Below are 12,220 nucleotides of genomic sequence, written 5' to 3' on the forward strand. Positions count from 1 at the left end.
ACACGACGGCCGGCGCGAGGCCGGCCGTCGCCATGGGGCTTAACGCGCGACAGGCACCGAACGGACCTTGGAACCACTGAGGCCGTAGAACACGATGTAGGCGTAGCAGATGAGCGGGATGAAGAAGGCGTGCTGCAGGCCGATCTGGTCCGCAACGACACCCTGGATCCAGGGAATCAACGCGCCACCGACGATGGCCATGATCAGCAGGCTCGAAGCCTTGCCGGTCAGCGGACCCATGCGCTCGATGCCCAGCGAGAAGATCGTCGGGAACATGATCGAGTTGAACAGGCCGATGGCGACGATGCTGTAGACCGCAACCGTGCCCGTGGTGACCATCGTGGTGATGACCAGCAGCATGTTGATGACTGCGAAGGCGGTGAGCAGCTTACGCGGCGAGAAGCGGGCCAGCAGGGCCGAGCCGATGAAGCGGCCGACCATCGCGCCACCCCAGTAGAAGGCGACGTGCGACGCGGCGATTTCGCCGGACATGTTGCCGATCTCGGGCAGCTGCAGGTAGTTGATCATGAAGCTGCCGATCGACACTTCGCCGCCGACGTAGAAGAAGATGCCGAGCACGCCGAAGAACACGTGCGGGGTCTTCAGCGCATCCATCAGCGAGTGGTGGCTGTCGTCAGCCTTCTCGGTGGTTTCTTCCAGCGCGGGCAGCTTGAACAGGTACACGCCGACAGCCAGCAGCACCAGCACGATGGCCAGGCCGATGTACGGGCCCTGCACCGAGGATGCTTCGTGCGCGCGGTAGGTGACCTGCTCGGCGGCCGAGAGCTTGGCGATGTCCGCGCTGCTCTTGACCGCGTTGGACAGGATCAGGAAGCCGCCGAAGAACGGGGCGAGGAAGGTGCCGAACGAATTCAGCGCCTGGGCCAGGGTGAGACGGCTGGAGCTGGTCTTCTCGGGGCCGAGCAGGGCCACGTAAGCATTGGCCGCCACCTGGAGCACCGTGATACCGGTCGCGAGGATGAACAGCGCGCCGAGGAAGAACGGGTACAGGCGCATGCCGGCGGCAGGCCAGAACAGGGCCGCGCCGATGCCGGCGACGATCAGGCCGAGAACGATGCTTTTCTTGTAGCCGAGCGAGGCGACGATCCGTCCCGCCGGCAGCGACATGATGAAATACGCGCCGAAGAACGTGAACTGGATGAGCAGCGCCTGCGCGTAGTTCAGTTCGAACACCGCCTTCAGATGCGGGATCAGGATGTCATTCAGGCAGGTCAGGAACCCCCACATGAAGAAAATCGTAGTCATCACGCCAAGCGCGAGCGGGAAATAGGTGTATCGGGTGTCGCCGGCGCCCGTCTGGTTCGACGAGGTGGGCAATGGCGTGGAAGCGGTAGCCATGGGGCGCTCCATTGGTGGGTTCAGGGTGAGGACGGCGGGCAGCTGCTTTCGCGAACGACCAGCCGGACGGGCGCGATAGTAGAAGCCGTGTCCGTCTCGGGATTGCGAAGTCTTTCAAGAATGAGCTCGGCACTGCGACGGCCCAGGCCACGCGGATCGACCGCGATGGTGGTCAGGGGTGGTACGCATACCGAGGCCTCGGCGACATCATCGAAGCCGGTCAGGGCGAAGTCCTCGCCCGGGCGACGGCCTCGCTTGGTCAGGCCAAGCATAAGGCCCAGCGCGACGGCGTCGTTGTAGCAAACCGCCGCCGTGGGTGCGGGGTCGCGTGCGAAGAGTGCGCCTGTCTGGCGCGCCGCTTCGAGGCGCGTGGGGGCGCTTTCGATCATCCATGCGGGATCGACCTTGAGGTTGGCCACGCTCATGGCGCTGGCGTAGCCGCGGCGACGCTGCTCCACCGAGCTGGACTCGCGATGGCCGCCAAAGAAGGCGATGCGCTGGTGTCCCAGGCCGATGAGATGTTCCGTCGCCAGGCGGGCGCCGTGCTCGTTATCCATCTCCAGCGTGTCCCAGCGATGGGTGCCGTCGTCGTCGGGCAGCTCGCGGTTGAACACCAGCAGCGGCGTATGCATGCCGACAGCGGCCAGTACGCGCTCGCCCTCGCTGCCCTCGGCCGGCGAGAGAATGATGCCGGCCGGGCCATGCTCGACCAGGGAATTCAGCACCGCCTGCTGGCGCTCGGGCGACTCGCCGGTGTTGCCGAGCAGGGTGACGTAGCCCGCACTGGCCAGGGCTTCGTCGGCCCCGGCGGCGAATTCGGCGAAGAAGGGATTGCCCAGGTCGTTCACGACCAGGCCTATGCTCGAGGATGTACGCCGGCGCAGGTTGGCTGCCGCGCGGTTGTAGACATAGCCCTGGCGCTTCAGCTCGGCCTCGACCCGACCCCGGGTGACCGAGTTGACCAGGGGGCTGCCGCGCAACACCAGCGACACGGTGGCACGCGAAACGTCGCAACCCAGTGCGATATCGGCGAGCGTGACCTTGCGGCGCTGCGGGGTGATCCTCGGCATCTTGGCTCCTTCAAACGATCTAAACCGGGCGATCATCGCTCGGCGGCGAAAGGGATGCATCACGCACTGCAACATGCGAGGCTGCCGCATCTTTGCTACTTTCGGTCTGTTTGTCACGATCCAAATGTTCGTGACCACTCGAAACGCGTCCACCCGAGGGGAACCACCGATGTCGAGCACCATCCGTTTGCGCCGTGGCCTGCTGGCCACCGCCCTGTGTCTTGCCCTGCCGGCACTCGCCGCGGCGGCCTCCAGCGACAAGGCCGGCTCGCCCGCCTATGCCGCCGTCGATCCCATGATCGGCACGGGTGGGGATGGCCATACCTTCCCGGGCGCCACTGTGCCGTTCGGCATGATCCAGTTGTCCCCCGACACGGCGATGCCGGACGTCAAGCACGCGTACAAGTGGGCCGCCGGGTATCAGTACGGCGACTCGAGCATTCTCGGTTTCTCCCATACGCACTTCTCCGGCAGCGGCCATTCCGACTTGGGCGACGTGCTCGTCATGCCCATCGCCGGTGACGTGAAGCTGGATCCCGGCTCCCCCGACCAGCCTGGTAGCGGCTATCGCTCGCGGTTCGACCACAAGAGCGAGAAAGCGGAAGCAGGGTACTACGCCGTCACGCTGGCCGACTACGACGTCCGCGCCGAGCTGACTGCCGGGCAGCGCGTTGGCTGGCATCGCTACACCTTCCCCAAGGGCAAGCCGGCCCACCTGCTGCTCGATCTTCGCCCCAGCATCTACGACTACGAGGGCAAGGTGCTCTGGTCGAGCCTGCGCGTGCGTAGCGACGGCACCGTCACCGGTGGCCGCACCACGCGTGGCTGGGCGCCGGGTCGCCAGTTGTATTTCGCGATGCGTTTCAACCAGCCGATGACCTCGCGCAGCCTGAAGAACCGCGAAGACAAGATTCCGTACCGGGGCTTCAGTGGTCCCGGCAACCGCGACCAGGATGTCGACGGCATCAGCGGCCGCGCGCTGGAGGGCGTGTTCGACTTCGGCGACCTCGGCAAGCCCTTGATCGTCAAGGTGGCCGTGTCCTCGGTCAGCGAGGACAACGCGGTCGCCAACCTCGACAAGGACGGCGAAGGCTTCGACTTCGACGCCCGCCGCGCCGAGGCCCGCCAGTCGTGGGAGAAAGTGCTCTCCACGGTCGACGTCAAGGCCCCCGCGGATGGCCGCAAGCTGTTCTACACCGCGCTGTACCACTCGATGATTTCCCCCAGCCTGTCGATGGATGTCAACGGCCAGTACCGCGGTCCGGACAACCAGGTGCACACGGCGAAGGGTTTCGACTTCTACTCGACCTGGTCGCTCTGGGACGTCTACCGCGCCCAGCAGCCGCTGGTCACCCTGTTGCGCCCGGACATGAGCACCCAGTTCGTCAGCTCGCTGATCGCCGCGCGTGAGGCCAGCCCCTTCGGCATCCTGCCTATCTGGGCTTACCAGGGCATGGAAACCTGGTGCATGGTCGGCTACCACGCCGTGCCGGTGATCGCCGATGCCTATATGAAGGGCATTCGTGGTTACGACCCGAACAAGGCGCTGGAGGCGATGGTGGCCAGCGCGACCTACGGTCCGTACGGCGGCCTCGACGACTACATGAAGCTCGGCTACGTGCCGATCGACCACCAGCCCGAAGCGGCATCCAAGACCGTCGAATACGCGTTCGACGACTGGTCGCTGTCGCAGATGGCCAAGGCCATGGGCAAGGACGATGTCGCCGCGACCTTCAGCAAGCGCGCCGCCAACTGGAAGAACAGTTTCGATACGAAGACCGGCTTCCTCCGTGCCCGCAAGAGCGACGGCGCGTACCGCGAGCCGTTCGATCCGTCGTCGGCCGCTTACGGCAGCGATTACACCGAAGGCAACGCATGGCAGTACTCGTGGTACGTGCCGCAGGACGTCGCCGGCCTGATCGAAGCGCTCGGTGGCAAGGAAGCCTTCGTCAAGAAGCTCGACTCGGTGTTCGACGCCAAGGTCGATCCGAAGTCGTTCGCCCACGTCGAGGACATCACCGGCCTGATCGGCTGGTACGCCCATGGCAATGAGCCGAGCCACCAGGTCGCCTACCTCTACGACTACGCCGGTCAGCCCTGGAAGACGCAGGAGCGCCTGGTTCAGATCATGAAGACGCAGTACGCCCCGACACCCACGGGCCTTGTCGGCAATGATGACCTCGGCCAGATGTCGGCCTGGTACATCTTCAGTGCGCTTGGTTTTTATCCCGTGGCGCCGGGCAGCAACCAGTACGTGATCGGGCGCCCGTTCGTCGAGAAGGCCACGCTCAACCTGCCGGGCGACAAGCACTTCGTCGTGTCGGCCGATCATCTCGATGCGAAGCATCCGTACGTGGGCAAGGTGACCCTCAACGGGAAGCCGCTGGACCGCACCTACGTCCGTCACGAGGAAATCGTCGCCGGCGGCGAACTGCACTTCACCATGCAGGCCGAGCCGGCGAAGGACTGGGGCCAGACGCCCGCGTCGCTGCCCTATTCGATGACGCCTTCGGCACCGTAACAGCCCGTCACAGGGCCTTCACGGGCCCTTGGGCATTAAGCACGGCTCCATAGGACGGGTGCGCCTTTCCCTATCCGTTCCACTGCCCAGCCGGGTGGTGGGCGGGGCGGAATGCGCACCCGTCATCGTGTCCAGGGTCCTGTCATGTCCAATCACCGAAGCGAGGCGCCCGGCGTCTACAATGAGGGTCCTACTTGGGCAGGGCGGGTCGTGGAGATGACGAAAGCATGATCTTCCGTACGGGATGGCGGCTACGCCTCGCCGGCCTGCTTGCCGCTGTGCTGGTCATCGTGGCGCTGCCGTACGTGGTGACACGCTCGAGCTCCGAGGACGCCCTCAACTCGCGCGACTGGGTCACCCACACGGCGGACATCAAGGCCACCGTGTACCGCTTCGATGCCATCCTGCGTACCGCGGAAGCCGCCGTGTATACCCGCGTCGCGGGAGCCCCCGACGCGCCGGAGCTCACGGTTCGCATCGAGAGCCCCCACAAGATCCTTCCTGGCCTGGTCGCTAACCTGCGCGAAATGATGCGCGACAACGCGCAGCAGCTTACGCGCCTCGGCGGCCTGGAGATGATCGCCAACGGTCGTATGAGCATGTTCGACAAGGCCGTGCAGCAACTGCAGGCCGGCGACCGCGCGGGCGCGTTTGCCACCATGGAAGATTCCCGTCGCCTGTTCCCGTTCCGCGACCAGGTTAAGGAAATCCTCGACGAAGAGGCGAAGCTGCTCGACATCCGCCGGCAGACCGCACAGGACCTCGCCGCCAGCAATCGCGTCGTGCTGCTCGTCGCCGCCTTGGCGCAGATCGCTCTGCTGGGCATCGTGGTCATCGTATCGGAGCGGCAGATTGCCATCCGGCTTGCGGCGGAGTCGCGTGTGGCCCAGGCGGTACAGCGTTCCCAGCTGATCCTGCAGGCCGTACGCGAGCCGATCGCCATGCTCGACGGCAACCTGCGGGCCCTGCTGGTCAATGCCGCGTTCGCGGAGGTTTACGGCTACGACGCCGAGAACGACCACAACTCACCGCTGGAAGCCATTGGCCATGGCGCCTGGAAAGACACCGCGTTGCTGCAGCGTCTTTCGGATGTGCTGCTGCGCGACCGTGAGCTGTGGGACTACGAGCTCACCCAGCGCACCGTCGACGGCATCGACCGCTTCGTGGTCATCAACGCCCGCCGCATCGAACAGCCGGAGAGCACCGCGCCGGCCTTGCTCCTTACCGTCAGCGATATCACGGCGCGCGCCCTGGTCGAGCAGAAGGTCAGCGAGCTGAACCGCCAGCTCGAAGGCAAGGTGGAGCAGATCTCGGACGTGAACCGTGAACTCGAAGCCTTCAGTTACTCGGTATCGCACGATCTGCGCGCGCCGCTGCGTCACATTTCCGGCTTTGCCGGCAAGTTGGAAACCCAGCTCGGTGACAAGGCCGACGAGCGCTCGCGTCACTACATCGATGTGATCAGCAGCTCGTCGCGTCGCATGGCCCAGCTTATCGACGACCTGCTCGTGTTCTCGCGCCTGGGCCGGGGCGCGCTCCGCCTGCAGACGGTGGACATGCAATCCCTGGTCGAGGAAGCGCGCGCCCTGGTCGAAAGCGATGTCCGCGACCGCCGTATCGACTGGAAGGTCGCTCCGCTGCCGATCGTCATCGGTGACGAGAACATGCTTCGCACGGTCTGGCAGAACCTGCTCGGCAATGCCGTGAAGTACACAGGCAACCGCGAGCGCGCCCAGATCGAGGTCAGTATCGATCGCACCCCGGGCGGCGACTACGAGTTCGCCGTTCGTGACAACGGCGCCGGCTTCGACATGCAATACGCCGGCAAGCTGTTCGGCGTGTTCCAGCGCCTGCATCGTGCCTCCGAATTCCCAGGCAACGGCATCGGCCTTGCCAACGTACGGCGCATCATCGCGCGCCATGGCGGCCGCACCTGGGCCGAAGGCGAGCTCGACAGAGGCGCCACCTTCAATTTTTCCTTGCCGGCCTCGGATGTTCCGGGCTCCAGAATGGGTGACACATGAACCAGCGCGACCTGCGCACGATCCTCCTTGTCGAAGACTCGATGGCCGATGCCGAGATGGCCATCGACGCGCTTCGCGAAGCCAAGCTCGCCAACCCGGTCGTCCATGTCGAGGACGGCGTGGACTGCCTCGACTGGCTGCATCGCCGTGGCCAGTATGCCGACCGCCCCGAGGGCGACCCCTCGGTGATCCTGCTCGACATCAAGATGCCGCGCATGGATGGCCTGGAAGTGCTCAAGCAGCTGCGCACGGAAGAAAAGTGGAAGCGCCTGCCGGTGGTGATCCTTTCTTCCTCGCGTGAAGAGAGCGACCTGGCACGTAGCTGGGACCTTGGTGTAAATGCCTATGTGCTCAAGCCGGTAGATGTGCAACAGTTCTTCACCGCGGTGCAGACGCTCGGCCATTTCTGGGCCGTGCTCAACCAGCGCCCGGACGGCGAGTAACCGGACAACACGAGAGCGCACGAGTAAACACATGGGCCGGCACGACAACAAGATCAAGATTCTCCAGGTCGAGGACAATGCCCTCGACGCCGAGCTCGTGCTGAGCGAGCTCGACCAGGACGGACTCGAGTACGAGGTGTTGCTTGTCGACGACGAGCCGGCGTTCACCGCGGCACTCGATAGCTTCGAGCCGACGATCGTGCTGTCCGATCTCAGCATGCCCTCGTTTAGCGGTGAGCGCGCGCTGCAGATACTTCGGGAGCGCAGCGCCGAGATTCCCTTCATCTTCATCTCGGCGACGCTGGGCGAAGAGGCGGCTATCGTCGCGCTGCGCAACGGCGCCACCGATTACATCCTCAAGCAGAACACGGCGCGCCTGGCCTCCGCCGTACGCCGCGCCCTGCGTGAAGCCGACGAGCAGCGGGCCCGTGCACGCGCCGAGCTCGAGCTGATCCGGGCGCAGCGCTTCGAAAGCCTGGCCCTGCTCGCTGGCGGGCTCAGCCACGATCTGCGCAACCTGCTGCAGCCCCTGCTGCTCGCTGGCGATACGCTCGAAGACTATGCCGATGACCCGCGGCTCGCGCGTCTCGGTGCACTGGTCCGCGACTGCGGACGTCGCGGCCTGGAGATGGTCTCCTCGATGCTGTCGTTCGCGCGCGGCGCGCGCCGCGCCGAGCAGGTGCGCCTGGGTGCACTGCTCGAAGCGCTCAAGCTGCTGATGCAGGGCAGTGTGCCGCGCTCGATCGAGATGAACGTCGACATCTTCGACGCCGACGTCGCCTTCGAAGGCAACCACACCGAACTCCAGCAGTGCCTGCTCAATCTCTGCCTCAATGCCATCCAGGCAATGCCGGACGGCGGACATCTCAAAGTGGAGACGGCGCAGGCGAACCTGCCAGCCGACTTCTTCGTCGAAGGCGAACAGCCTGCACCGGGCCGTTATCTCCGTCTGTCTGTCATCGACAACGGCGCCGGCATGACGCCCGAGGTGCTGCAGCGCCTCTTCGAACCGTTCTTCACCACGAAGGAACTGGGTACGGGCCTGGGCCTTCTCTCGTGCAAGCGTATTGTCGCCAGCCACGGCGGCCTGATGCGGGTGCGTAGCAAGCTCGGCGAAGGCACGCAGTTCCATCTGTATCTTCCGCTGAACCCGGAAGAGGGCACGGATGCCGAGCCGATGGTCATGGAGTCCAGCCTGCAAGGCGAGGCCGAGCGCGTGCTCGTCGTGGTCGAGGAAGCCGTGCAACTCTCGCTGCTGGCCGACACGCTCGATGCGTACGGCTACCAGGCGGGCGCCAGCCAGAGCGGCACGGCGGCCCTGCAGTGGATCGAAGCGCACGGCGTGCCCGATCTCGTGGTCATGGACGCCGACATGAATCTGTTCACCGGCGTGCGTACGCTCGCCGCCTTGCTCGATCACGGTTATACCGGCGCGGTGCTCCTGCTCGCGCGCCCGGACAAGCCGCCCAATCTTGATGAACTGCCGCAGCTGGATCACCTGTACATCCTGGACAAGCCGATCCAGTCCAGGGCGCTGTTGCGGAAAGTCCGTGAAGCGCTGGAGGCGAGTGGCGGCTGAGGTCAGCAAGGCGCCTGAGAGTCAGGAATCGCTGAAAACAGGGGAACGGAACATGACGCATGCACGCTGCAGTCGATCGGGGCTTCCGAAGGCATTGGTGTTCGCCTGCGTGGTGTGTCTCCCGAGTTTCTCAAGCACCACGCTCGCCGACGAATCGCCCGCCCCGGTCGAGGCACGAGTTCCCTTCGCGCCGTCGCCTTTCGCCGGAAGCGACGGGTCCATGCACCTCGCCTACGAATTGCAGGTCACCAATGTCTATGGCGACACGGGCACGTTAAGGCCGCGTTCGCTCGACGTTCTCGACGAGCAGGATCACGTGTTGCTCCATCTGGACGAGGCCGCTGTGGCCGCCACGATCCGACCGGTACCCGACGAGGGCAAGCCGGCGGGCATCGCCGCGGGTAAGCGCGGCACGGTGTTCGTCTGGATCAGCTTGCCGTCCGACGTGGCGCCACCACATGGCTTGCACCATCGGCTTGCATTCACCGACGAGAAGGGCCTGCGCAGCCGCGTCGACGGCGTGCCTGTTACGGTGTCGGACCGCCCGGTACTCCATCTCGGTGCTCCACTGAAGGGCGGCATGTGGCTGGCGCACGAAGGGCCCGGCAACGCACATTCGCATCACTGGGGCAGCCTGGTTGCCGTCAACGGCACGATGACGATTCCGCAGCGTTTCGCGATCGACTTCGTCGGCATCGACAAACACGGGCGCGCATTCAAGCCGGTGAAAGACATACATGCCACCACGTATTCGGATTGGTTCGGATACGGCGCCGACGTGCTTGCGGTCGGTAACGGTACGGTCGTCGCCATGCGCGATGGGCAGGCAGAGAACAAGCCGCTCGAAGCCCAGCCGGAACCGGCTTCGCTCTCGCTCGATGGCCTGTTCGGCAATTACGTCGTCATCGACCTGGGTGGCGGTAACTTCGCCGGCTATGCGCACCTGAAGCGCGGCAGCGTCGCCGTCGAGGTCGGCCAGTCCGTCGCACGCGGGCAGGTGATTGGTGCCCTCGGGCAGTCCGGCAACTCACCGGCGCCGCATCTTCATTTCCAGGTGGCCAACGCGGCCACCTTCGAAGGCTCGGAGGGTGTGCCCTATGTCTTCGACACGTTCGATGGCTACGGTCCGGAAAGCGAAGGGCAGCTGTTCGGCACGGGCGATAAGTGGAGGCCGGCTAAGGTGCAGCATGGATCGCAGCAGCTGCCTTTAAACGACACGGTTGTCGCTTTTCACTAAACACTTCGATTTTTCAGAATCCTTCCATTCCGAACACCATCCCCTCCCCGTAACGTCAACCGAGACGTGTTTCCGGCACCGCCGCGAAACATCTTTCGACACGTCGGGGAGCGCCATGTACTGGGATTACGGAAAGCGAGTAGACGACATCCAACGCCGTATGGTGCGGAATACACGCATTGCCTGCTTTGTGGGTGCCTCGGCGATACACATTTTCGCATCAGGCATGTTGCTGGCATTGCAGACCTCATGCGCCTTCCCGCGCTGCGTTGAAGGCACCGCGTTCGAGATGTTCCGGGCGATGATGCATGTGCCGCTGTTCGTTACGCCGTGGCTGGGCTTGCCGTCGCCTGATCTCGACTTCGAGCGCGATCCGCTGCTGTTCCCGTTCCTCGTGCTGAACGCTGTGTTGGCCGTGGGGCTTTACTGGGGAGTCGGGATTGCTGGGCGTCGTGGTTACCAGTTCTGGGCGACGCGCCAGTACAGAAAGCAACGTGCCGCCCAACGCGCTCGGTAACCCGCCCGGGTCAGTCGATCCCGAGCTTCTTCAGCTTGTACCGCAGCGCACGGAACGTAATACCGAGCTTCTTCGCCGTCGCCGTCTTGTTGTACCGCGACTCTTCGAGCGCCTTGATGATCGTGTCGCGCTCGATATTGGAGATGTAATCCTCGAGCGATCCATCGGTGGCGGCGACGCGCGGAGTCGGGGCGCCGTTTGCGGCGGCGATCACGTCCGGCACGACGGAAGCGGCAGGTCCAGGACCTGCACTGCGCTGCGGTAGCATCAGATCTTCTGCCTCGATCGTCTCGCCTTCGCACATCGCCATCGCGCGTTCGAGGATGTTCTCCAGCTCGCGTACGTTGCCGGGGAACTGATAAGCCTCCAGCGCAGCGAGGGCATCAGCACGCAGGCGGCCTGGCGCGCCGCCGGATTCCGTCGCCAGCTGGCGCAGGATGAACTCGGCGAGCGCAGGCACGTCGCCGCGGCGCTCGCGCAGCGGCGGTACGCGCAGTTCGATCACGTTGATGCGGTAGAAGAGATCCTGGCGGAACAGGCCTTCCTCGACCAACGCGGCAAGATTCTTGTGTGTGGCAGAAAGGATGCGCACATCGACAGGGATTTCGTCGCGTCCGCCGATCGGGCGCACGGCCTTTTCCTGGATCGCGCGGAGCAGCTTCACCTGCATGTGCAGTGGCAGCTCGGCCACCTCGTCGAGGAACAGCGTGCCGCCCTGGGCGGCCTGGAACAGACCTTCCTTGTCGGCATGGGCCCCGGTGAAGCTGCCCTTGCGGTGACCAAAAAATTCGCTCTCCATCAGCTCGGATGGAATAGCACCGCAGTTCACGGGCACGAAGGCACCCGGCGCGCGCGGTCCGAGTTCATGGATAAGCCGGGCGACCAGTTCCTTGCCAACGCCGGATTCGCCACCGATATAGACCGGGGCCTGGTTGCGGGCAAGCTTGGCGATCTTCGAGCGCACTTCAGCCATGGCCGGCGAGTCGCCGATCAGGCGGTCTGCGCCCGGTGAGCCCTTGTTGCCGGCCTCGGCCTTGCGCTCTTCGGAGAGCTTCAGGGCGGTACGCACCAGCCGGCGCAGCAGGTGGATGTCCACCGGCTTCGATACGAAATCGAACGCACCCGCCTTGAGGGCGTTCACGGCGGCGTCGACGTTGCCGTAGGCCGTAATCATCGCCACCGGCATGTCCGGGTGGTTGGCCGCGATCAGCTCGATGATTTCCTGGCCGCTGCCGTCGGGCAGCCGCATGTCGGTGAAACACAGGTCGTAACGGCGATTGGCGAGTGCGCTCCGCGCTTCGTTGACGCTCCCCACGGCGTCGACGTCGAGTTCCATTCGACCGAGGGTGATGGTCAGCAACTCGCGGATGTCCCGCTCGTCGTCGATGACCAGTACGGTCTGCTTGCTCATTGGGTCCGAAGGCTTCGGTGAATGTTCCCAATGTAACCGTCCCGGCGGCGGGAGCAAAG

At 64.7% G+C, this 12,220-nt stretch carries 9 protein-coding genes; 6 read left to right on the forward strand and 3 right to left on the reverse strand.

Annotation, left to right across the window (positions count from 1 at the left end):
* Positions 1–39: 39 nt before the first annotated feature.
* Positions 40–1,266, reverse strand: a complete 1,227-nt coding sequence (gene fucP / locus ACVWWJ_RS04405) for an L-fucose:H+ symporter permease (protein WP_456969656.1) — start codon at positions 1,264–1,266, stop codon at positions 40–42.
* Between the two features lie 113 nt (positions 1,267–1,379).
* The gene (locus tag ACVWWJ_RS04410; protein ID WP_456966914.1) at positions 1,380–2,429 is read right to left on the reverse strand and encodes a LacI family DNA-binding transcriptional regulator; all 1,050 of its coding nucleotides are present in this window, start codon (positions 2,427–2,429) and stop codon (positions 1,380–1,382) included.
* A 169-nt stretch (positions 2,430–2,598) separates the two neighbouring features.
* Between ACVWWJ_RS04410 and ACVWWJ_RS04415 the strand changes: the two genes are divergently transcribed.
* The 6 genes from ACVWWJ_RS04415 to ACVWWJ_RS04440 all read left to right on the forward strand — a co-directional run bounded on the left by ACVWWJ_RS04415 (position 2,599) and on the right by ACVWWJ_RS04440 (position 10,750).
* Positions 2,599–4,950 (forward strand): GH92 family glycosyl hydrolase, encoded by a 2,352-nt coding sequence (locus ACVWWJ_RS04415; protein ID WP_159894693.1) that lies wholly within the window; start codon positions 2,599–2,601, stop codon positions 4,948–4,950.
* 227 nt (positions 4,951–5,177) lie between these two features.
* A complete protein-coding gene (locus tag ACVWWJ_RS04420) occupies positions 5,178–6,974 on the forward strand; it encodes a sensor histidine kinase (protein WP_456966915.1) in 1,797 nt (598 codons plus the stop codon).
* The gene (locus ACVWWJ_RS04425; RefSeq protein ID WP_159894687.1) at positions 6,971–7,417 is read left to right on the forward strand and encodes a response regulator; all 447 of its coding nucleotides are present in this window, start codon (positions 6,971–6,973) and stop codon (positions 7,415–7,417) included. Before ACVWWJ_RS04420 ends, ACVWWJ_RS04425 begins: the two co-directional genes overlap by 4 nt.
* Before the next feature lie 31 nt (positions 7,418–7,448).
* Complete coding sequence (locus ACVWWJ_RS04430) at positions 7,449–8,996, forward strand: response regulator (protein ID WP_159894685.1); 1,548 nt, start codon at positions 7,449–7,451, stop codon at positions 8,994–8,996.
* A gap of 220 nt (positions 8,997–9,216) precedes the next feature.
* Entirely contained in the window at positions 9,217–10,233 is a 1,017-nt protein-coding gene (locus ACVWWJ_RS04435; RefSeq protein WP_456966916.1) for a M23 family metallopeptidase, read from the forward strand.
* A gap of 115 nt (positions 10,234–10,348) precedes the next feature.
* Positions 10,349–10,750 (forward strand): hypothetical protein, encoded by a 402-nt coding sequence (locus ACVWWJ_RS04440; protein ID WP_456966917.1) that lies wholly within the window; start codon positions 10,349–10,351, stop codon positions 10,748–10,750.
* Positions 10,751–10,760: 10 nt separating this feature from the next.
* Here the strand turns inward: ACVWWJ_RS04440 and ACVWWJ_RS04445 are convergent, their stop codons facing one another.
* On the reverse strand, positions 10,761–12,161 hold the full coding sequence (locus ACVWWJ_RS04445; protein ID WP_456966918.1) for a sigma-54-dependent transcriptional regulator: 1,401 nt from the start codon (positions 12,159–12,161) through the stop codon (positions 10,761–10,763).
* Between the last annotated feature and the right edge of the window lie 59 nt (positions 12,162–12,220).

The organism is Luteibacter sp. HA06, assembly GCF_054061215.1.